The organism is Turicimonas sp. TL08 (assembly GCF_054660695.1).
On the sequence record NZ_BAAGDP010000005.1, the window covers coordinates 56,917 to 77,341 of the forward strand.

Consider the following 20,425-nt stretch of genomic DNA (forward strand, 5'->3'; position numbering starts at 1 on the left):
CCTTTTTTGGGTTTCAGAAAAAACACCTCTTCTCATAACTAAAAATTATTAACGGGACCAATTACTATTTAGAAATTTGAAAGAATTATCTAATTTTTGTAAGTATTAATACCTACATTAGGTAGAGTTTATCTGTTAATTTTTGAAAAAATAAGTGATTATTAGGCCTCTTATTGGAGGAAACCATGATATATCTTGAAATCGCTATATTATTCGGCTGCATTATTTATGCTGCAAAACTCGGAGGAGTAGGTGTCGGCATGGCCGGCGGCTTAGGAATGGCAATAGCGGTTTTCGGCCTGGGTTTAAAACCGGGCGAAATTCCGGTTGATGTCATTCTTATTATTCTTACCGTGATTTTTGCCATCAGCTGTATGCAGCTTGCAGGCGGAATGGATTACATGGTTAAAATTTCCGCACGGCTTCTGCGCGGGAATCCTAAATACATCAACTTCCTCGCTCCGGCTATTACCTTTCTCTTGACAGTTCTTGGAGGTACCGGCTTTACCGCCATGAGCGTTTTAAACGTTATTCAAGAGGTAGCAAAGGAAAACGGTGTCCGTCCTTCTCAACCGTTGACCAGCGCTGTTATCGCCAGCCAAATTGCCATTACTGCTTCTCCTATTTCTGCAGCTACAGCAGCTATGTACGTTGTGGTTGAAAAAATGGGTGTTTCTTTCGGTCAAGCTCTTGCCGTAATCGTTCCGGCGGCTATTGCCGGCTCCATCGTAGCCGTCATCATCTCCAGCTACCAAGGCGTTGATCTTGAAAAGGATCCGATCTTCCAGAAGCGTCTGAAAGAAGGCTTAGTGGTTCTGAAGTCCAAACAGAAAGAAGAACAACCAACCACAGCCAAAGCAAAGCTGTCCGTCGGCATCTTCTTACTTGCCGTTTTATTTATCGTCGGCATGCTTCTTTTCAAAACACAAATCGGCCATAGTCTCGGCAGCCGTGACATTATCATCATCGCAATGCTGATGAGCGGTCTTGTCACTTACTGGGTCTGCAGATTCCCGCTAAGCGGCATCAAAGATACACCGGTATTCGGCGGCGGTATGGAAAGCTTGATTGTGGTTCTCGGTATCGTCTGGATGTCCTCGACCATTATCGGTGCTCACATTCCGGAAATTAAGACCTCTGCCACCCATCTCTTGGAACAGTATCCAGCTTTGCTGGCCGTAGCATTCTTCTGTGTTTCTGCGTTGTTATTCAGCCAGGGCGCAACATCAGCCCTCCTGGTTCCTGTAGCAGCCAGTTTGGGTGTCGATGCCGCAACCATTCTCGCCAGCTTCGTTGCCTGCTCTGCCCTGTTCATTACAACGGTGTATCCAACCACAGCTTTTGCCATCGCTTGTGATGATACCGGTTCTTATATGGATAGGAAGTGGAATGGTTCGTTTGTGATTAACCATCCGTTCTTTATTCCCGGAATTTTAGGTCTCGTGGCCGCTGTTCCTGTCGGATTCTTATTCGCAAAGATCGTTCTTTAATTTCTTGTAAGCTTCAAAAACTGCTGTTATGCCTTTAGGCGCAACAGCAGTTTTTGTTCCGGCAATAGGGAAAAACCGTTGAAAAGGCAGCTTCCACTGCCTCTTGCAACGGTTTTTCTTCAAGGAGTTATTTTTTAGAGATGATATTTCTTACTGTAGTTGTGAACTTCATCCACAAGATACTGAACATTTTCCGGCGGAGTTGTCTTATCAATGCCGTGTCCTAAGTTGAATACGTGGCCACCGTTGCCAACCATGCCGAAATCATCAATCACGGCACGAGCCTGTTCTCTGATAACTTTTTCGTCTGCGAAGAGGACGGAAGGATCAAGATTTCCTTGGAGGGCAACTTTATCCTGAACTAGTTTTCTGACTTTACCTAAGCTGACAGTCCAATCAAGGCCCATAGCATTAGCTCCGATGGAAGCAATGTCGGTTACCCAAGGTGCAGAGCCCTTAGTGAATACAATAGAAGGAATTCTTTCTCCGTCTCGCTCTTTGATCAAACCATCGACGACTTTCTTCATATAAGCTAAAGAGAACTCTTTATATTGCCTGTGGGCGAGGGACCCACCCCAAGTATCAAATACCATCACGGCATTGACACCGGCCTCTATTTGAGCGTTTAAGTAAGCTGCAACTGCCTCAGCGTTGGTTCCCAAAATTTTATGGAAAAGATCTGGCCTCTGATACATCATTTTCTTAACGTTCTGGAAAGAAGAAGAGCTTCCTCCTTCAACCATGTAACACGCCAAAGTAAACGGGCTGCCTGAGAAGCCGATAAGAGGGATGCGGTTATTTAATGCTTTCTTGATTTCAACGACTGCATCCGTAACATATTTGAGCTTTCCGCTTGGATCCGGAACAAATAAGGAATTGACGGTTTCTTCGTCTCTGACCGCCTTTTCAAACTTTGGGCCCTCCCCGGCTTGAAAACTTAAACCTAAGCCCATAGCATCCGGAATTGTGAGAATGTCAGAAAACAAAATAGCAGCGTCTAACGGATATCTTTCCACCGGCTGCAATGTAACCTCACAAGCATAATGTGGATTCATTGCCAGATCCATAAAGCTGCCGGCCTCTGCTCTTGTTGCGCGATATTCTGGAAGATAGCGGCCAGCCTGTCTCATCAGCCAAATAGGAGTGTATTCAGTCTTTTCTTTTAATAATGCTCTTAAAAAAGTATCGTTTGCTGGTCTCATTCGAAACAGGCTCCAACCGGAAATAATAGGAAGAATATGAGGTTAGCTCAAAAAACTGAAGGACTCCTTAGGAGTCCTTGTATATCTGGATTTATTGCTGATTAACGAACAACTAAAACAGGACGATCAGCTTTAGCCAAAACCTGCTGAGTTGAACTGCCGATAAAGAGAGAGCCAAGAGTTCCTAAACCGCGGCTGGCCATTACAATAAAACGAACATCTCTTTCTTGAGCTGTTTTCAAAATAGAGTCCGGAACAGAAGTACCGATAATCTCAGCTACTTCGCAAGGTGTCCCCGCTCTTTCGCAAACATCTTTGACATCATCGAGAGCTTTGATTGCAGACTCTGCACCCTTGGATTTGACAACAATAATTCCCAGGACGGAAGTATTCAGCTGCTTAGCCAATTTAGCTGCGGTATGAACTGCTTTGTCAGATAATTCTGTGCCGTCAGTAGAGACTAGGATCACTTTGAACTCCTATAAGGTTTCTAATAAATATAATGAAGTATCGTAATTATAAGAAATCCCGCTGAAGAAAGTAACCGAAAGTTACTCGTGATACAAGAATTTTATACAGCAGTGTCTTGCCTATACGACTGAACAGGTAAAAATAAACCCCGCTTTTTACGGCAGGGTTTTTTTGATGCTTGAGAAAATTATCTCTTGAGCTTCTGAAGGATACGCAGTTGTTCTGCAAGCATACTAATTTCAGCTTCGAGCTTAGCAACTTCAATCTGGCTTGAAGCATTCTTAGCGGCTTCCTTGGCTCGATCCATAGCTTCTTTAGCTTTGGCCTCATCCAAGTCTTTGCTGCGGATAGCGACGTCAGCAAGAACAATCACATTATTGGGTTGAACTTCTAATACGCCGCCGGCTACAAAGAACTCATCCTCACCTTCTTGACCTTCTTTGCGGATTCTGACGAGTCCGGGACGAATCAATGTGATGAGAGGAGTATGACCAGGCAATATGCCTAACTCACCTTCGATACCAGGAAGAGCAACGAACTCAGCTTCACCGCTGAAGAGAGACTCCTCAGCGTTGACTACGTCGACTTTAAGTTTTTTGCTCATTTAAATCTCCATGGTGCTGGCGGGTTTTACCCGCCAAAGATTACTTAAGTGTCTTGGCCTTTTCGAAGGCTTCGTCAATAGTACCGACCATGTAGAAAGCCTGTTCCGGAAGTTGATCGCATTCGCCGTCAACAATCATCTTGAAACCACGAATAGTTTCTTTGAGAGGAACATACTTACCAGGAGTACCGGTAAACACTTCAGCAACGTGGAAAGGCTGAGACAAGAAACGCTGAATCTTACGAGCTCTTGTAACGGAGAGTTTGTCTTCCGGAGAAAGTTCGTCCATACCAAGAATGGCGATAATGTCTCTCAATTCCTTGTAGCGCTGCAATGTAGCCTGAACACGGCGAGTAACGCTGTAGTGTTCTTCACCAATGATGTTCGGGTCGATCTGACGGGATGTAGAGTCAAGCGGGTCAACAGCCGGATAAATACCCAAAGCAGCGATATCACGAGACAACACAACTGTAGCGTCCAAGTGGCCGAATGTTGTAGCCGGAGACGGGTCAGTCAAGTCGTCAGCAGGAACGTAAACGGCCTGAATGGAAGTAATAGAACCAACCTTAGTGGAAGCAATACGTTCCTGGAGTTTACCCATTTCTTCAGCAAGTGTCGGCTGATAGCCCACAGCAGAAGGCATACGGCCTAACAAAGCGGATACTTCAGTACCTGCCAGGGTGTAACGGTAAATGTTATCAATGAACAGAAGAATGTCGCGGCCTTCGTCACGGAATGCTTCAGCCATTGTCAGACCTGTCAAGGCAACTCTCAAACGGTTTCCTGGAGGTTCGTTCATCTGACCGAACACCATGGCAACTTTATCAAGAACCTTGGAGTCTTCCATTTCGTGATAGAAGTCATTACCTTCACGGGTTCTTTCACCAACACCGGCGAATACGGAATAACCACCGTAAGCTTTAGCGATGTTGTTGATGAGTTCCATCATGTTAACTGTCTTGCCTACACCAGCACCGCCGAACAGACCAATCTTACCGCCTTTAGCGAACGGGCATACCAAGTCAATAACCTTAATACCTGTTTCCAAAAGGTCAACAGATGGGCTCAACTCGTCAAATTTAGGAGCAGCACGGTGAATTGGCATTCTCTTTTCTTCGCCAATAGGACCGGCTTCGTCGATTGGGCGACCCAGAACGTCCATAATACGGCCAAGAGTCTTAGGTCCAACTGGAACTTCAATTCCATGGCCTAAAGCCTTAACAGCCATACCTCTTTGGAGACCTTCAGAAGAGCCCATAGCAATAGTTCTAACTAAACCATCGCCTAATTGCTGCTGAACTTCGAAAGTTAAACCTTCTTCAGCAAGCGTATTTTTCTCATCCTTTTCAAGGACAAGGGCGTCGTAAACATTAGGCATCTTGTCGCGTGGGAATTCGATGTCAACCACAGCGCCAATAACCTGTACGATTTTTCCGTCACTCATGACTAATCCTCGTTCGAATTTCTTAATTAAGACACAGCGGCAGCACCGCCGACGATCTCAGTAATCTCTTTGGTAATACCTGCCTGGCGAGTCTTGTTGTAAACAAGCTGCAGGTCATCGATAAGCTTCTTAGCGTTATCAGAAGCGGCCTTCATAGCTACCATACGGGCGCTTTGTTCGCTGGCCATATTTTCAGCTACTGCCTGGTAAATCAATGCTTCTACGTAGCGCTTGAGTAAGACCTTCAATACTTGCTCTGGACTCGGTTCGTAGATGTAGTCCCAGGAAACTGTTTTTTCATCAGCTTCAATGACTTTCTTTGGAAGCGGAAGGAGTTGTTCGATAACCGGTTCTTGCTTCATAGCGTTAATGAAGCGAGAGTAAGCTAAATAAACAACATCCACTTCGCCTTTCTGGAAAGCTTCAATCTGAACCTTGATAGCGCCTAAGAGGCGGTCAAGGTGAGGACGATCTCCTAACTGAGTTACTTGCGAAACAACCGGCACGCCAACTCGTTGGAGGAAACCTAAACCTTTATTACCGATTGCAGTAGCTTCGACTTTCTTACCTTCAGTTGCCCACTCATGAAGTCTATGAGCAAGCAATCTTTGAATGTTAGTGTTCAAAGCACCGGCTAAGCCTTTGTCAGTAGTTACGCAAATGAGACCTATGGAGTCAATCTTGGTCGTTTTACGGAGGAAAGGATGAGTAATTTCAGTCGAAGCCTCAGCCAAGTGACCAATCATGTTGCGGATCGTATCGCCGTAGGGACGAGCAGCCCTCATACGATCCTGTGCCTTCTTCATCTTAGAAGCGGCAACCATTTCCATAGCTTTAGTGATCTTTCTGGTGTTTTGAACCGATCGGATCTTTGCTCGAATTTCTTTTGTGCTAGGCATTAGGTTCCTCTAACGTAAATCTCGCCTTAATAAGCTCCGGATTTCTTGAACTCATTAACAGCAGCTGTGAGAAGTTGTTCGTCTTCTTTGCTCAAAGCCTTTTCTTTTTCGATGCGGTCGATCAAGTCAGCATGATTTACTTTCATGTAATCCTGCATGGCTTTTTCAACTTTCAATGCATCCTTAACTTCAACATCGTCGTAAGCGCCCATGTTGATCGCGAAAAGAACCAAAGCTTCTTCCCAAACTTGGAGAGGCTGGTACTGAGGCTGTTTCATCAATTCTGTAACAACCTTACCGCGTTCGAGCTGTTTACGTGTTGCTTCGTCAAGGTCAGAAGCGAACTGAGCGAAAGCTGCCAATTCACGATACTGAGCCAAAGCCAAACGAACACCGCCGCCGAGTTTCTTAATAATCTTGGTCTGAGCTGCACCACCTACACGGGACACAGAGATACCAGGGTTAATAGCCGGACGGATACCTGCGTTGAACAAGTCGGTTTCCAAGAAGATCTGGCCGTCAGTAATGGAAATTACGTTGGTCGGAACGAAAGCTGTAACGTCACCGGCCTGGGTTTCAATAATCGGAAGAGCAGTCATAGAACCTGTCTTGCCTTTTACTGCACCCTTAGTCTTTCTTTCGACGTATTCCGGGTTGACACGAGCTGCTCTTTCGAGAAGACGGCTGTGCAAGTAGAAAACGTCGCCAGGATAAGCTTCACGTCCTGGTGGTCTGCGCAAAAGCAGAGAGATTTGACGATATGCCCAAGCCTGCTTGGTCAAGTCATCATAAACAATCAAGGAATCCTGACCGCGGTCTCTGAAGTATTCACCCATTGTTGCGCCGGAGTACGGAGCAATGTACTGCATAGCAGCAGATTCGGATGCAGAAGCGGCAACGACGATGGTGTAATCCATTGCGCCGTATTCTTCCAATTTACGTACTACGTTGGCGATAGTAGAAGCCTTCTGACCGATAGCAACATAAATACAGATAAGGTCTTTACCTTTCTGGTTGATGATGGTATCGATAGCAACGGCTGTCTTACCAGTCTGACGGTCACCAATGATCAACTCACGTTGGCCGCGTCCGATTGGAACCATGGAGTCAACTGACTTCAAACCTGTCTGAACCGGCTGGCTAACGGACTGTCTGTCGATAACGCCAGGGGCAACTTTTTCTACAACGTCGTACTCGTCGGTAACGATTGGGCCTTTGCCGTCGATTGGCTGACCAAGAGCGTTGACAACGCGGCCAATCAAAGCCGGGCCGACCGGAACCTGAAGAATGCGACCTGTTGTCTTAACGATGTCGCCTTCAGAAATATGTTCATAGCTACCCAGAATAACAGCACCGACTGAATCTCTTTCTAAGTTAAGAGCAAGACCGTAAGTGTTATTTGGGAATTCAAGCATTTCGCCTTGCATCACGTCAGAAAGACCGTGAACACGGCAAATACCGTCAGTCACAGAAACAACTGTGCCTTCCGTACGAAGGTTGGTATTAAGACCCATCCCTTCGATTCGCTGCTTTAGCAGCTCGCTAATTTCACTCGGATTGAGTTGCATAGCTTAAAACTCCGTTATTAACTTGTGAGGGCTGCATGCATTTCTGCAAGACGAGCCTTAACTGTTCCGTCAAGTACCTTATCTCCGACAGAGATTTTCACTCCACCAATAAGAGACTTGTCAATCTCGATCTTTGGAAGCAATTTCAAACCAGGGAACTTGTTGCCCAAGGCTTTAACTAAAGAATCGACCTCTTCCTGACTTAATGGGAAAGGAGTTTCGATCAATACTTCTGCTTCAGATCTGTCTTGATGAAGAAGGTTTTTGAATTGCTCGGTAATAGACGGTAACGCCTCAAGTCTGCCATTCTCTATCAAGAGTTTCAAAAGCCGGATAGCTTCAGAGGGAATCTCTTTAGGCAGCATGCCGCGCAATAAACTGTAGATTTGTTCAGAACCCACCTGAGGGTCATTGATTAAATCTTGCAATGCTGGATCAACAACTATCTGATCGAGAGTTTCTAGAGCAAGCAAGACTTTATCAGCCAGACCCTCTTCCTTACTGTCCATAACAGCTGCATTAAGAGCTTCTGCATAGGGACGTGCAATAGTTGAGATTTCAGCCATGATTACAGTTTCGCCTTAAGTTGGTCTAGCAATTGCTGATGAGCCTTAGCATCGACTTCTTTACCTAAAATCTGAGAAGCACCGGTAACTGCTAAATGCGCAACTTGGTCCTTCAATTGCTCGCGGGCTTGTTGAATTTCTTGAGCAGCTTGGGCTCTGGCAGCAGCAATGATCTTGTCGGCTTCAACCTGTGCCTGAGCTTTAGCTTCGTCAATGATTGCCTGACCGCGTTTTTCGCCTTGAGCAACGATCACTTGAGATTGTTGGCGGGCTGTAGCTTCGATAGAAGCGCCTTGTTTCTTGGCTTCTTCGAGAGCATGCTCACCGCGATCGGCTGCTGCAAGACCATCGGCAATCTTTTTCTGCCGCTCTTCGATTGCTCGATTGAGCGGTGGCCAAATGTATTTCATGGTGATCCAAGCACCAACGAAAAACACAGCCATCTGTACGAACAGTGTTGCATTAATGTTCATTTTTCGATCCCTTTAAGCAATTCTTTTACAGAACTGCAGTTTGTCTGGAAAACCTAAGCGCAAAGTAAAGCTGGTTAGCCGACAAAAGGATTTGCGAAAGCGAACATCATGGCGATACCAACACCGATCAAGAAGGCGGCGTCGATAAGACCAGCGAGAAGGAACATCTTGGTCTGCAATGTGTTGATAAGCTCTGGCTGGCGAGCAGAAGCTTCGAGGTACTTGCTACCCATGATAGCGATACCGATACAAGCACCAAAAGCACCGAAGCCAATGATAAGGCCACAAGCTAAGGCAACATAAGCGACGTTTGTCATAACGAACTCCTTGTTAAATATGACGTAAACAAATCAAAAGAAAGAAAAGAAAATTAATGTCCTTCATGGGCCTGACCAATGTAGACCAAGGTCAACATCATCATAATGAAGGCTTGAAGCAAAACAATCAAAATGTGGAAGAGCAGCCAGCACAAACCGGCAATGAAGTGTCCAACCACACCGAAAATACTTAACCCGTCAAAACCTGCCCACAAACCGCCAAGCAAAGCGATAAGGAAGAAAACTAACTCACCGGCATACATGTTTCCAAAAAGTCGCATGCCGAGAGAGACTGTTTTGGCTAAGTATTCGATCAAATTCAGAAGGAAGTTAAATGGCCACAAAAGCGGATGATTTCCGAATGGAGCTGTGAAGAGCTCTTTGTTAAAGCCCTTGAGTCCCTTGACCTTGATTCCATAATAGATCATCAAAATCAATACACCGCAGGCAATGCCTAAAGAGCCGTTAAGGTCAGCGGTTGGAAGCGGACGGAGATAATGGATACCGAATGCACTGGCGATAGACGGGAACAAGTCAACCGGAATCAAGTCAATCGCATTCATAAATGCTACCCAGACAAAAACTGTCAAGGCTAAAGGAGCAATAAAGGTTCTGTCTCCATGGACAATGGACTTGGCTTGTTCAGAAACCATGTCAACAAGCATTTCTACTGCGCATTGGAATTTGCCCGGGACTCCTGGAGTTGCCTTACGGGCAGCCATATAGAGTAAACCGAGTGCTAACGCCATCATCAAAATAGAAAATACTGCGGTGTCAAAGTTGAAGACGGAGAAGTCAACAATACTTTGCTGCTTGACAGTGGATAGATGGGTTAAATGGTGCTGGATATATTCGGTAGCCGAGCCTGCCATGGTTATCAATCCTTCAATTACTTTCTGCTAGCTAAAGCAAAAACATGACTTAAAAGAACCGCTCCGCTGCTGATAATGAACGAGAGCCAGTCCAAATTCTTATAAAACATCGCCACAATCAAAAATCCGAAGATAATCATCGTGACTTTAAAAAACTCATACAAGAAAATCCCGAAAGGAGAGGCTTTCGCATTTCTCGTGACCCACATCATCAGGATCACAAGTAACGAAGGGAACGCACAAACCGCCCCTCCGCATAAAGCAGATAACCCACTATTTCTTCCCGAGAAGATCCAGAAAAGTAACGAACAAGAAAGGCATACAAAAAACTGCCAAAATACAACACGCCTTAAAGCAAACATTTGGCAGAAATTTCAATTAATTCAGTTACGCTATTTTTCATTTGTGCGCATTGTAATGAACCCAATTCAGTTAGGCAACCTAGAAAAGCGGCATATCATCCGTTTTAATGACCTCTTGGAAAATGACCTAGTGAAAAATACTTAAAATTTTGTGGACTAAATAAATCTGTCCCTAAAATCTCTTTTTCATAGCCGTCATTATTTACCCCAGAGGGGTCGTTCCAAACTTTATATATCCCTTGGACTTTAGAAGATTTTTAGAATCTTAAGAGAGGGACAAATTGGCTGTCTCTTTCAGATTTCGTCAGCCCTACTAGCTCAGATTATTTCTTATTTAACTTTTTCAATAAAGCCATAAGCTCTTCTTTATTGGCGAAATTCAAGACAATTTTGCCTTTTCCTTTTGCATTTGCTGACAATTTAACCGGAGTTCCGTAGAGCTTTCCTAGCTGTTTTTCGAATTTTGTGAAGTCCGGAAGTATGATTTCCCCTTCTTCGGCTGGTGTTTCGGGCTCTTCCTTCTGCTTCTTGATTTTCTCTACTAAGGCTTCGACCTGCCTTACCGATAAACCTTTTTTAATGATTTCTTCAGCCAGCTCAATTTGTTCTACTTTTTCTAGAGGAAGCAGGGCACGCGCATGTCCCATATCCAGCTCCCCGTTTTTTAGGTAAGTTTGAATTTCTTCCGGCAGACTAAGAAGACGAATTAAGTTGGAAACGGCTGATCGGGAACGGCCGACTGCTTGAGCAGCTTGTTCATGGCTGAAATTGAATTCTTGGATCAGTCTCTGGACACCCCAAGCTGCATCGATTACATTGAGATCTTCTCTTTGAAGGTTTTCGATAAGACCGATAATTAAGGCATCCTCATCACCTACCTCCAATATAGAGACCGGCACTTCTTTTAGACCGATCAGAGTAGCAGCTCTAAATCTTCTTTCTCCGGCAAGAATCTCGTAAGAGTTCTCTTCTACCTTACGAACAACAATCGGATTAATAATTCCTTTTTCCTGAATGGAATGAGCCAATTCTTGAATGCTTTCTTCAGACAAAATCTTTCTTGCCTGATATTTACCAGGATGAAGTTTTGCTAAAGGAAGTTTCTGAACATCTCCGTTAGGAGTTTTGGGTTCTAAAACATCTGCAACGGATTTCACCCCAAACATACTAGGGAGGCCCTTACCAAGCCCTTTTGTTTTCCTAGGTGTCATCTCAAGCTTCCTTCTTCTTTAAAGCTTTTCTCTTTTTCAAATTCTCTTTCTTTGCGAATTCTTCCGCAAAACTAGTATAAGCCTGTGCGCCTCTAGAACTCGGTTCGTACAGAACTCCGGGCAAACCGTAACCTGGAGCTTCGGCAAGTCTGACATTTGTTGGAATAACGGTACCGTAGACTCGTTTTCCAAAAAAGTTAATAAGCTCTTCACTTACTTCTTTCTGGAGCGTGACTCTAGGATCAAACTTCACTCTAAGAAGACCGGTAATTACTAAGTCACTATTAACCTGTTCTCTCACGGCTTTCACACTGATGACCAGGTCAGAGACCCCCTCTAAAGAGAAATATTCGCAAGTCATCGGAATAATCAAACCGTTGGAAGCGCAGAAGGCATTGATCGTCAAAATAGAAAGGGTAGGAGGGCAATCAATCAAAATCACATCGTACTGATCTTGAATTTGCTCTAATCCTTTCCGAAGCTTGAGTTCTTTGTCAGAACACTGAAGCAACTCTTCTTCCGCACCGGCTAATCTTCTATTTGCACCTAAAACAGAGTACCCCGCAGCTTCCGAATATTGAATTGCATCCGAGATAGAGGCATCTTCATTCAGAACGTCATAAACAGAAAGATTTAAGGTATTTTTTTCTAAGCCACTCCCGGTTGTTGCATTTCCTTGCGGGTCCAAATCAACAAGCAAGACTTTGTAACCTAGCTTGCCAAGTGCGCCGGCTAGGTTGACGGTTGTAGTTGTTTTTCCGACGCCGCCTTTTTGGTTAGCGACGCTATAAATCTTTGCCATTTACCTCTTCCTGACCTTGTTTATGACCTAGTTGGGGACGACGTCCCGCAATCTGAAATTATTTAGTGTACTGTTTATGCACGGCTATTTTAAGTTAATTTAGAAAACTCGCAGGAGGCAAGTATTACGATTCGAATATTTTGAGAACTCAATACTTGTTCGAGAACGGTAAGAAAATGGATCAGACACTCGCTAATTCAAACGGCAGCACGCAAGCGTCAGCAGAGATTATGCTGCCTGCCGAACTGACAGCGGCTTGCTCTAACCAATATTGGAGCAAAGTTATTTCCCCTTCTTCTAAACCTGTTGTATTCAACGCTCAAAATGTCAAGATTTGTGACGAGTCCGGCATCGCTCTATTATTTCAAATTAACCACGCCGGCCCCAACGTCAAGCTGATTAACACTCCTCAAGACATACAGCAAGTGTATGTCACGATGACTAAAAATCTTACGGCTCAACCTCCAGCTCCTAAGCAAAGAGAAGGCTTTATCGTTGCCTGCGGTGCCTGGCTAAATACTTTCCTTCAAGGAACCAAAGCTAGCTTAACTTTCTTGGGAGAGAGTCTTTGCGCCATCTGCTCTCTATTTATCCATCCTCAGCGCTTCCGGCTAAAAGAAATTCTCAGCGTCAGCGACGACACCGGAAGCAACGCTGTCGGGATTGTGTGCCTAATCGGCTTTTTAATGGGTGTGATTATTGCCTTTGAAACTGCTTTGGTCGCTCAGATTTTCGGTGCCGTTATTTTTGTGGTCAACGGAATCGGCATTGCCGTTACCCGCGAGCTCGGCCCTCTAATGACTGCCATTTTATTTGCCGGCCGCTCAGGCTCCGCCTTCGCTGCTCAGTTAGGAACCCAAAAGGTTAATGAAGAACTCAATGCCTTAACCACATTTGGGTTAGACCCAATGCACTTTTTAGTGGTCCCCCGCTTATTAGCATCCTCCGTGGTAGTACCCCTATTATCAGTTTTTGCTTCACTTACCGGGATTCTCGGGGGAGCGTTGGTCATGGGTCTATACGACATTACGCCGATGCAGTTCTACGTACAGTTGGTAGGCTCGATGACTCTCGGGGACATCTTCTTTGGTTTGGGTAAAGCTGTTATTTTCGGCTATGTAATTGCCTTAATCGGATGCGAATGCGGGATGAATACGGGAGCAGGCGCAGCTGCAGTCGGTATCTCGACCACCAAAGCTGTGGTTCGCAGCATTGTATGGATTGTCGTCATTGACGGCGTTGCGGCTTTGTTGGCAAACAGACTAGGTTTCTGATGATGATAGAAAACAATAAAAAATCAGTTATTCGGGTCGAAAACCTGACCATGGGGTGGCCGGGGAAGATTCTGTTGGAGAACGTCAGCTTCGATATTCTGCAAAATGAAATCGTTTTTATCATGGGAGGCTCCGGCTGCGGTAAATCCACTTTGATGAAAACAATTATCGGTCTTAACCCACCGATGGCTGGCGACATCCTAATCAGAGGGGAAAGCATCATTCACTCTGATCAAGAAAAGATAGCTGAAATCCAAAGAGGTCTGGGGATCATGTATCAGAGCGGAGCTTTGTTTGGTTCGCTAACGGTTTTAGAAAACGTCCGTTTTCCGCTGGACCAATTTACAAAGCTTCCAATGGCGGCCAAGAACCTGACTTCTCAGATGCTTTTAGCCGCTCTGGAAATGCCTCATGCCGCCAACCTGATGCCTGGGGAACTTTCAGGGGGCATGATCAAAAGGGCTGGTATTGCCAGAGCGCTTGCGCTAGGAGCCACAATTCTGCTTCTGGACGAGCCGAGCGCAGGTCTGGACCCTATTACTGCTGCCAACCTTGATGAAACAATTCTTAGGTTAAGAAAAAATTTGAACTGTACATTTGTAATAGTCAGCCACGAGCTGAAAAGTATTTTCCGGATTGCCGACCGCTGCCTCATGCTGGATCCTGTCAGCAAATCCATCATTGCCGACGGTTCTCCTGAAGAATTGAGGGAGCACTCTCCCAATCCGAGAGTTCGCCAGTTCTTTAACGCACAACCGGACGGTGAGGAATAATCTATGAATAACAATACAAAATTATTTAGATTAGGGTTGTTTGTTATCGCCGCTGTCCTTTTGATTATTGCCGCTGTAGTCGTTCTTGTAGGTCCTTCTCTTACTAAACCCAAGACCATCACTGAAACTTACTTTAAATACTCTATCAGCGGATTAGAAGTCGGCTCTCCGGTTAAATTTCGCGGCATCCAAGTAGGCGAGGTGAAAGAGATTCTTCTATCCACGGAAGCGTACCCGAAGTCAGCACAAGATGTAATCTCTAATCTGAACTCAGTGGCCGTAGTCAGAATGCAGCTTAATTTGCCGTCCGACAGTGTCCATCAAGAACTAAACACCTATATAAAAGAGGGGCTGCGAGCCCAAACTCAGTTAGCCGGTATCACAGGCTCTCTGTATATTTCCTTGGAATTTTTAGATCCTGAAAAGTATCCTGCTGACAGCATTTCTTTTACCTGGCACCCTGAATATCCATACATCCCATCGGCTCCGAGCTTAAGCAATGAAGTTATTGAAAACGTTAAAAATTTCCTTGCAGGCTTAGATGAGATGGATATCGAGAAGTATGTTTCCAACACGTTACCGGCAATTAATTCTCTTATAGTCAATTTGAACAGAATTGCAGAAAGCATCAATGCTTCTACCGTTCAAGACATCGGAACCAACTTAAATACTTTACTGACGAACACTGATACCAAGATTTCAGAAATCGACATTCAAAGTCTGAACGAACTTATTGGTCAATTAGACGCTGCCGCCAAGAATTTCGGAACTATGGCTCAGAAGACCAATACACGCAAACTCGTCGATAGCCTTACGCAACTTTCTCAACGGCTTAACGGCTTGGTCGGCAATAATCAGTACGAAGTTCAGCAGATTATTGCCAATATCAACCGAATTACTCAAAATCTTCAAAGTCTGAGCCGTGAGTTGGTCAATGACCCAAGTGCTCTCTTTGTCCCTCCGAAGAGCTCTACAGAAAAAGTGTTAAGAACAGGGGAGAAATAAGAAAATGATTAAGAAATTAACTTTAGCTGCCAGTTTTGCTTTTCTTGCCGGATGTTCGATTCTTCCGGACAGACCTCCTTTGAATTATTACGATTTTTCAATTTTGACTCCTCCTGCGACTGTTATTTCTTCTAAGAAGCTTCCTGCATCCGTCAGAGTCAACCTGCCGGATATTGCAACGCCTTACAACAGTCCTAAGCTGTACATCAAGGGCAAAGACAACCGCTTTTATGCAACTAATATCAATCGCTTAGTGGCTTCTCCCAACGATATTATCGGTGATGACCTAAGGCAATGGCTCGATAAGACAGGTCCCTGGAGTATGGTTTTAGCTCCAAACAGTCTTGCATCTCCGGACTATCAGATGACTATCTATATCTCTGAACTTTTTGCCAATGCTTCAGTTCAGCAGCCGGGAGATACAGTTATTTCGATGGATGTATCAGTAACGAGAGCTTCAAATGACAAACTGGTATTCAACAAACACTATCGGATAGTCACCCCGATCGAGCAGGAAAGCATCCCCGCGTTGATCAAAAGCTACTCAGTTGGCTTTAACAACTTATTCGAGAAGCTCACCCAAGACTTGAACCATAAATTCATCAAGTAATGCCTAATAATCATCTTGGCCGCTCAATTTTCGGTTGAACGGCCTTTTTTATATGAGTTATAGAAATAAATTTTTATTCAGCCACTAGACGAAACCAAAACATAAAGAGTTTTGTTTGGAGGCAACAAAAGAATTCTCCAAGTTCGTAAAAAGCAAAAAAAATTCTCAAAAATACTGAGCCGACAAGGTTCTCCCTCTTTTGTAGGCATGGAAGTGACTATAGAATAACAGTTTGTGACATTCTGCTTTTTTTCAACTCTTAAAGAGGCTTCAATATGAAATTATTTAGTGTAGCAGCGTTGTCTGTTTGCTTCCTTGCTGGTTCTGTCAGCGCAGCAGAAACTCTCAACGCTTATTCCATCATGCCTGAGAAGTACGCATCCAAGGTATTTGCTGAATTCACTAAAGATACCGGAATCAAAGTTAACTTCCTGCGTTTCTCCTCAGGGGAAGCCTTGGCAAGATTGACAGCTGAAAAGGGCAACCCTCAGGTTGACGTTATGCTTGGCGGTCCTGCCGATACATATGCTGCAGGCGCTAAAGATCAGATTTTCGAATCTTACAGACCAAAAGATTCCGATGCTATCCCTGCAAATCTTAGAGACAAAGACAATCGCTGGACCGGTATCGGTATTATTCCTCTGTGCTTCTTAACTAATACTAAGTTCTTGGAAAAGAACAAGATGCAGGCTCCTACAAAGTGGGATGACCTCCTTGATCCGAAGTACAAAAACAACCTTCAGATGGCCGATGCCAGAACTTCCGGAACCGCTACAGAACGCATCTACTCTTTAGTTAAGGTTAAAGGCGAAGATCCTGCCTTTGAATATCAGAAGAAACTTAACGGCAACATCCAGATGTACACCAAGAGCGGTGCGGGCGGTGCCATGCCAATCGCTACCGGTCAATGCGCTTCCGGTATCTTCTACATTGTTGACGCTTTAGATATTAAGCAACAGGGTTATCCGGTTGTTATCACCTATCCGGAAGACGGTGTCTCCTACGGTATCGAAGCAACAGGTATCGTCAAGGGTGCTAAGAACCTGGACGCCGCTAAGAAGTTCGTTGACTGGGCTGCCAGCAAGAAATTCGCAGACTTCATCGTTGCCAACAAGATCAACTACGTTCCTACACGCAACGACGTTAAGACTTCCAATCCGCTTCTTGACCTCTCCAAGATCAACCTCAAAGACGTTGACACAACTTGGAAAGGCGAAAAGAGAAAAGAATATACAAACCGCTGGATCAACGAAGTCATTAAGTAATCAACATATTGATTTACTTAATTCTTAAAACTAAGGCCCCTTCGGGGGCCCTTAAACATAGGCAGCAAACCCATGGTCAAAAGCTCTGAAAAAAATGATCTGGTAACCAAATTTACTGTTTTTGCCTTATGGATGGCCATGGGTGTCTTTGTCGTCTACCCATTAGTCCGCTTATTAGGGGTTACTTTCTGGGTTGACGGACACTTTACCTTTGACAACTTAAAACCCTTCTTGGACAACTGGTACGACAGAAGGGCCATCGTCAACAGTATTGTTTTAGCGACAGCAGTCGGTCTGACCGGAACCATCATCGGTTTTATTTTTGCTTTTGCGGTGACTCGGCTTTCCATGCCGGGCTGGTTAAAATTCGCGATTTCAGCGGTAACACTTCTTCCGCTTATTTCACCTCCCTTCACCAGTTCCATCGCTTTAACTCTCTCCTTAGGCCCAAACGGCATCTTGCTTCAATTCTTCGGCCTGGACAACTTTAATTTCTACGGCTTTTGGGGCACCTATATTTCAGAAACTCTGACTTATTTCCCGATTGCCTTCATGACACTGACGACAATTCTTTTAAGAATTGATCCGAACTTGGAAGATGCAGCATATTCATTAGGCTCTTCTCCATTTAATGTCTTTAGAACAGTTACATTCCCATTAGCAGCTCCCGGTTTAGCCAACGCCTTCCTGCTCGTATTCTCCTGCTCACTGGCAGACTTCGCCACACCGCAGGTTTTAGGCGGTCACTCATTCCCGGTTCTGCCGACACAAGCTTACTTGCAGATTACCGGTATGTATGACTTCAAGGGCGGTGCTGCATTGTCCTTCCTGCTCATTATTCCCGCTTTGATTGTTTACGGTCTGCAGAATTTCTGGGTCAGCCGCAGAAGCTTCGTTACCGTTACCGGTAAAGCAGGCGGAAGAAGCTCCATCAAAGGCCCGGGTGCGCTTATTACTGGCGTCGTTCTCGGCACCGTGACCTTTATTTCGGCTTTTGTTCTGTATCTTTATTCCATTATTCTCATCGGTTCGCTCATCAAGGTTTGGGGTGTGGATAACTCTCTGACATTCGAGAACTACCATTACGTCTTTACCTTCGGCAGCAAGGCGATTAAAGATACTTTGATTATTGCCTGCGTCGGCACTCCGATCGGCGGACTGCTTGCCGTATTAATCGGCTATGTCACTAAGTGGCTTAAAGTTAAAGGCCATAAGACATTAGAAACGATTTCCCTGCTGAACTACACGCTTCCGGGTACGGTCGTCGGTATTGCTTACATTATTGCTTTTAACGACAAACCAATCGTGTTAACAGGTACCGTCTATATTCTTATCGCAGCCTATGTGTTCCGTTATTCATCAGCCGGTATCCGCAACGTGATTGCTTCTCTTACTCAGATTGATCCATCCATTGAAGAAGCTTCCACCAGCTTAGGCGCCTCTTCAGCCTATACGTTCTGGAGAATTACCGTTCCTTTGGTATTGCCGGCAGTAATGGCAGGTATGAAGTATTTGTTCATCCACTCCATGACCGCCATCAGCGCGACCATCTTCTTGGTCTCGGTTCACTGGTCTCTTATCACGACCCGCATTCTTGAATGTATGACTGAGCTGCAATTTGCTCAGGCCTGTGCATTCTCTATCGTTCTCATTATTATTGTTTTCATTGCTTCAGGCGTTATGTCTTTAATTGCGAAGACTGTCTGCCCTGTAGGTAATTCAACCGGAGGTCTCCGCTAAATGTCAGTTGCCCTTTGTTTACAAAATATCTCCCGCCATTACATTAAAGACGGAAAAGATTTTACGGCGGTCTCTTCGGTTGATTTGGAAGTTCAGACCGGTGAATTCTTAACATTCCTCGGGCCGTCGGGATGCGGAAAAACGACGACTCTTAGAATGATCGCCGGCTTTGAGACGCCCTCCAGCGGTGAAATTTTATTGGACGGTGAGAACATCACTAAAGTTCCGGCAAATGAAAGAGACATGGGATTCGTATTCCAGAACTATGCGCTCTTTCCGCATATGAAGATTTTTGACAACGTTGCCTACGGCCTGAAGATCAGACGCGAGACCACTGACTCCATCAAGAAAAAAGTCCATGAAGCCTTAGCAATGGTCGGCCTTGAAAACGCAGAAGGGAACTATCCTAACCAGCTTTCAGGGGGCGAACAGCAGCGCGTTGCTTTAGCTCGTGTATTGGTTCTCAGACCAAAAATCATTCTCATGGATGAACCGCTTTCTAACTTGGACGCTAAGTTAAGACTGCACATGAGAACTGAGATCAGACGCATCCAGAAAGATCTTTCTCTGACTTGCCTCTACGTTACCCACGATCAGAAAGAAGCTCTGACCATGTCCGACCGCATCATGGTTATGCAGCGCGGTCACATTGAACAGTTAGGTTCTCCGTTTGACCTCTATGACGATCCGGCTTCTCCTTTTGTTGCGGATTTCATTGGTCAGGCCAACCTCATCCCCGGCACTCTCGTCAGCAAGAACGGAGACTACGGCATTTTCAACGTTAACGGCAGAAATATTCAAGCCCGTCTAGGAAAGCAAAATCCTCCGGAAGTCGGCAAAGAAGCTTTATTGGTTGTTCGTCCGGAAAATCTTTCTTTTGCCTCCGGCTCTGAGAATGCTATTCCGGTAAAGATCGTGAATACTCTCTTTGAAGGAGACAAGATTGACTATCACGTTCAAGTTCAAGGCATTACCGACAAGACTTATTCCATGGGCATTCCTTTCTTACCGGGCATGAAGATTTTAGACGTAGGTCTCGAACGGGAAGCATCTTTTGTTCCGCAAGCCGGAGTCATTATTAGGAAATAAACCTCATGCGTGAAATTATTGTTCCCAATTTGCCACCTCCGAACGGTCACTACTCTCATGCCGTAATTTCCAAAGGACAGCTCTATATGTCCGGAATTCTGCCGAACTTGGTAAAGCCGCAGGACTCATTAGACGATCAATTTGAAGCTGTTTTCAAGGTCATTAGAGAGGTTTTAGGGTTCACCGGCGTATCTCTTCAAGACGTTGTTAATTGCCGCGTCTACGTTGCGGATATCAACGATTGGCCCCGTATTAATGAGCTCTATGCTAAAGCGTTTGGAAACCATCGTCCTGCGCGCGTTGTCGTTCCTGTAAAGGAACTTCATTTCGGTTACAAACTTGAGGTTGAACTCATGGCTGAAATGCCCGAGTAAACTTTTTGTTCTTT

At 44.9% G+C, this 20,425-nt stretch carries 22 protein-coding genes; 9 read left to right on the plus strand and 13 right to left on the minus strand.

Translation table 11 applies throughout. The annotated features are described in order from the left end of the window. The first annotated feature begins 185 nt into the window (after window positions 1-185). Window positions 186-1,490 (plus strand): anaerobic C4-dicarboxylate transporter, encoded by a 1,305-nt coding sequence (locus ACYQ4O_RS03875; RefSeq protein WP_460174816.1) that lies wholly within the window; start codon window positions 186-188, stop codon window positions 1,488-1,490. Window positions 1,491-1,624: 134 nt separating this feature from the next. Here the strand turns inward: ACYQ4O_RS03875 and hemE are convergent, their stop codons facing one another. The 13 genes from hemE to ACYQ4O_RS03940 all read right to left on the minus strand — a co-directional run bounded on the left by hemE (window position 1,625) and on the right by ACYQ4O_RS03940 (window position 12,281). Further along, on the minus strand, window positions 1,625-2,692 hold the full coding sequence (hemE, locus tag ACYQ4O_RS03880; RefSeq protein ID WP_460174817.1) for a uroporphyrinogen decarboxylase: 1,068 nt from the start codon (window positions 2,690-2,692) through the stop codon (window positions 1,625-1,627). Between the two features lie 101 nt (window positions 2,693-2,793). Continuing rightward, complete coding sequence (locus ACYQ4O_RS03885) at window positions 2,794-3,162, minus strand: universal stress protein (protein ID WP_066594728.1); 369 nt, start codon at window positions 3,160-3,162, stop codon at window positions 2,794-2,796. 188 nt (window positions 3,163-3,350) lie between these two features. Further along, the gene (locus ACYQ4O_RS03890; protein ID WP_066594726.1) at window positions 3,351-3,767 is read right to left on the minus strand and encodes a F0F1 ATP synthase subunit epsilon; all 417 of its coding nucleotides are present in this window, start codon (window positions 3,765-3,767) and stop codon (window positions 3,351-3,353) included. Between the two features lie 40 nt (window positions 3,768-3,807). Beyond that, window positions 3,808-5,211, minus strand: a complete 1,404-nt coding sequence (atpD, locus tag ACYQ4O_RS03895) for a F0F1 ATP synthase subunit beta (RefSeq protein WP_066594724.1) — start codon at window positions 5,209-5,211, stop codon at window positions 3,808-3,810. A gap of 26 nt (window positions 5,212-5,237) precedes the next feature. Further along, window positions 5,238-6,110, minus strand: a complete 873-nt coding sequence (gene atpG, locus ACYQ4O_RS03900; protein WP_066594723.1) for a F0F1 ATP synthase subunit gamma — start codon at window positions 6,108-6,110, stop codon at window positions 5,238-5,240. 26 nt (window positions 6,111-6,136) lie between these two features. After that, entirely contained in the window at window positions 6,137-7,678 is a 1,542-nt protein-coding gene (atpA, locus tag ACYQ4O_RS03905) for a F0F1 ATP synthase subunit alpha (protein WP_066594721.1), read from the minus strand. A 17-nt stretch (window positions 7,679-7,695) separates the two neighbouring features. Then, the gene (locus ACYQ4O_RS03910) at window positions 7,696-8,244 is read right to left on the minus strand and encodes a F0F1 ATP synthase subunit delta (protein WP_066594720.1); all 549 of its coding nucleotides are present in this window, start codon (window positions 8,242-8,244) and stop codon (window positions 7,696-7,698) included. A 2-nt stretch (window positions 8,245-8,246) separates the two neighbouring features. Then, entirely contained in the window at window positions 8,247-8,717 is a 471-nt protein-coding gene (locus ACYQ4O_RS03915) for a F0F1 ATP synthase subunit B (RefSeq protein WP_066594719.1), read from the minus strand. Window positions 8,718-8,791: 74 nt separating this feature from the next. After that, the gene (gene atpE, locus ACYQ4O_RS03920; RefSeq protein ID WP_008810358.1) at window positions 8,792-9,034 is read right to left on the minus strand and encodes a F0F1 ATP synthase subunit C; all 243 of its coding nucleotides are present in this window, start codon (window positions 9,032-9,034) and stop codon (window positions 8,792-8,794) included. Window positions 9,035-9,087: 53 nt separating this feature from the next. After that, on the minus strand, window positions 9,088-9,906 hold the full coding sequence (gene atpB / locus ACYQ4O_RS03925) for a F0F1 ATP synthase subunit A (RefSeq protein ID WP_308513555.1): 819 nt from the start codon (window positions 9,904-9,906) through the stop codon (window positions 9,088-9,090). Window positions 9,907-9,923: 17 nt separating this feature from the next. Continuing rightward, window positions 9,924-10,268, minus strand: a complete 345-nt coding sequence (locus ACYQ4O_RS03930; protein ID WP_308513556.1) for an ATP synthase subunit I — start codon at window positions 10,266-10,268, stop codon at window positions 9,924-9,926. A 323-nt stretch (window positions 10,269-10,591) separates the two neighbouring features. After that, on the minus strand, window positions 10,592-11,479 hold the full coding sequence (locus tag ACYQ4O_RS03935; protein WP_308513557.1) for a ParB/RepB/Spo0J family partition protein: 888 nt from the start codon (window positions 11,477-11,479) through the stop codon (window positions 10,592-10,594). A 1-nt stretch (window position 11,480) separates the two neighbouring features. Next, entirely contained in the window at window positions 11,481-12,281 is an 801-nt protein-coding gene (locus tag ACYQ4O_RS03940; RefSeq protein WP_308513558.1) for a ParA family protein, read from the minus strand. Between the two features lie 176 nt (window positions 12,282-12,457). On the opposite strand from ACYQ4O_RS03940, the gene ACYQ4O_RS03945 reads away from it, so the two are divergent. The 8 genes from ACYQ4O_RS03945 to ACYQ4O_RS03980 all read left to right on the plus strand — a co-directional run bounded on the left by ACYQ4O_RS03945 (window position 12,458) and on the right by ACYQ4O_RS03980 (window position 20,411). After that, window positions 12,458-13,555, plus strand: coding sequence for an MlaE family ABC transporter permease (locus ACYQ4O_RS03945; protein WP_308513559.1), 1,098 nt, complete (start codon window positions 12,458-12,460; stop codon window positions 13,553-13,555). A 2-nt stretch (window positions 13,556-13,557) separates the two neighbouring features. Next, complete coding sequence (locus ACYQ4O_RS03950; RefSeq protein ID WP_460174818.1) at window positions 13,558-14,328, plus strand: ABC transporter ATP-binding protein; 771 nt, start codon at window positions 13,558-13,560, stop codon at window positions 14,326-14,328. A 3-nt stretch (window positions 14,329-14,331) separates the two neighbouring features. After that, complete coding sequence (locus ACYQ4O_RS03955) at window positions 14,332-15,333, plus strand: MlaD family protein (protein ID WP_308513561.1); 1,002 nt, start codon at window positions 14,332-14,334, stop codon at window positions 15,331-15,333. A 4-nt stretch (window positions 15,334-15,337) separates the two neighbouring features. Next, window positions 15,338-15,943: an ABC-type transport auxiliary lipoprotein family protein gene (locus ACYQ4O_RS03960; RefSeq protein ID WP_308513562.1), complete on the plus strand. Its 606-nt coding sequence runs from the start codon at window positions 15,338-15,340 to the stop codon at window positions 15,941-15,943. 275 nt (window positions 15,944-16,218) lie between these two features. Beyond that, a complete protein-coding gene (locus ACYQ4O_RS03965) occupies window positions 16,219-17,208 on the plus strand; it encodes an ABC transporter substrate-binding protein (protein ID WP_277036267.1) in 990 nt (329 codons plus the stop codon). A 72-nt stretch (window positions 17,209-17,280) separates the two neighbouring features. Further along, window positions 17,281-18,948: an ABC transporter permease gene (locus ACYQ4O_RS03970; protein WP_308513563.1), complete on the plus strand. Its 1,668-nt coding sequence runs from the start codon at window positions 17,281-17,283 to the stop codon at window positions 18,946-18,948. Beyond that, window positions 18,949-20,037 (plus strand): ABC transporter ATP-binding protein, encoded by a 1,089-nt coding sequence (locus tag ACYQ4O_RS03975; protein WP_308513564.1) that lies wholly within the window; start codon window positions 18,949-18,951, stop codon window positions 20,035-20,037. A gap of 5 nt (window positions 20,038-20,042) precedes the next feature. Beyond that, entirely contained in the window at window positions 20,043-20,411 is a 369-nt protein-coding gene (locus ACYQ4O_RS03980) for a RidA family protein (protein ID WP_308513565.1), read from the plus strand. Window positions 20,412-20,425: the final 14 nt, after the last annotated feature.

What these genes read in the sequence shown, in the direction of transcription:
- ACYQ4O_RS03875 (WP_460174816.1), top strand. Translation starts at nt 186, where the DNA reads ATGATATATCTTGAAATCGCTATATTATTCGGCTGCATTATTTATGCT.
- hemE (WP_460174817.1), bottom strand. Translation starts at nt 2,692, where the DNA reads ATGAGACCAGCAAACGATACTTTTTTAAGAGCATTATTAAAAGAAAAG.
- ACYQ4O_RS03890 (WP_066594726.1), bottom strand. Translation starts at nt 3,767, where the DNA reads ATGAGCAAAAAACTTAAAGTCGACGTAGTCAACGCTGAGGAGTCTCTC.
- atpD (WP_066594724.1), bottom strand. Translation starts at nt 5,211, where the DNA reads ATGAGTGACGGAAAAATCGTACAGGTTATTGGCGCTGTGGTTGACATC.
- atpG (WP_066594723.1), bottom strand. Translation starts at nt 6,110, where the DNA reads ATGCCTAGCACAAAAGAAATTCGAGCAAAGATCCGATCGGTTCAAAAC.
- atpA (WP_066594721.1), bottom strand. Translation starts at nt 7,678, where the DNA reads ATGCAACTCAATCCGAGTGAAATTAGCGAGCTGCTAAAGCAGCGAATC.
- ACYQ4O_RS03910 (WP_066594720.1), bottom strand. Translation starts at nt 8,244, where the DNA reads ATGGCTGAAATCTCAACTATTGCACGTCCCTATGCAGAAGCTCTTAAT.
- ACYQ4O_RS03915 (WP_066594719.1), bottom strand. Translation starts at nt 8,717, where the DNA reads ATGAACATTAATGCAACACTGTTCGTACAGATGGCTGTGTTTTTCGTT.
- atpE (WP_008810358.1), bottom strand. Translation starts at nt 9,034, where the DNA reads ATGACAAACGTCGCTTATGTTGCCTTAGCTTGTGGCCTTATCATTGGC.
- atpB (WP_308513555.1), bottom strand. Translation starts at nt 9,906, where the DNA reads ATGGCAGGCTCGGCTACCGAATATATCCAGCACCATTTAACCCATCTA.
- ACYQ4O_RS03930 (WP_308513556.1), bottom strand. Translation starts at nt 10,268, where the DNA reads ATGTTTGCTTTAAGGCGTGTTGTATTTTGGCAGTTTTTTGTATGCCTT.
- ACYQ4O_RS03935 (WP_308513557.1), bottom strand. Translation starts at nt 11,479, where the DNA reads ATGACACCTAGGAAAACAAAAGGGCTTGGTAAGGGCCTCCCTAGTATG.
- ACYQ4O_RS03940 (WP_308513558.1), bottom strand. Translation starts at nt 12,281, where the DNA reads ATGGCAAAGATTTATAGCGTCGCTAACCAAAAAGGCGGCGTCGGAAAA.
- ACYQ4O_RS03945 (WP_308513559.1), top strand. Translation starts at nt 12,458, where the DNA reads ATGGATCAGACACTCGCTAATTCAAACGGCAGCACGCAAGCGTCAGCA.
- ACYQ4O_RS03950 (WP_460174818.1), top strand. Translation starts at nt 13,558, where the DNA reads ATGATAGAAAACAATAAAAAATCAGTTATTCGGGTCGAAAACCTGACC.
- ACYQ4O_RS03955 (WP_308513561.1), top strand. Translation starts at nt 14,332, where the DNA reads ATGAATAACAATACAAAATTATTTAGATTAGGGTTGTTTGTTATCGCC.
- ACYQ4O_RS03960 (WP_308513562.1), top strand. Translation starts at nt 15,338, where the DNA reads ATGATTAAGAAATTAACTTTAGCTGCCAGTTTTGCTTTTCTTGCCGGA.
- ACYQ4O_RS03965 (WP_277036267.1), top strand. Translation starts at nt 16,219, where the DNA reads ATGAAATTATTTAGTGTAGCAGCGTTGTCTGTTTGCTTCCTTGCTGGT.
- ACYQ4O_RS03970 (WP_308513563.1), top strand. Translation starts at nt 17,281, where the DNA reads ATGGTCAAAAGCTCTGAAAAAAATGATCTGGTAACCAAATTTACTGTT.
- ACYQ4O_RS03975 (WP_308513564.1), top strand. Translation starts at nt 18,949, where the DNA reads ATGTCAGTTGCCCTTTGTTTACAAAATATCTCCCGCCATTACATTAAA.
- ACYQ4O_RS03980 (WP_308513565.1), top strand. Translation starts at nt 20,043, where the DNA reads ATGCGTGAAATTATTGTTCCCAATTTGCCACCTCCGAACGGTCACTAC.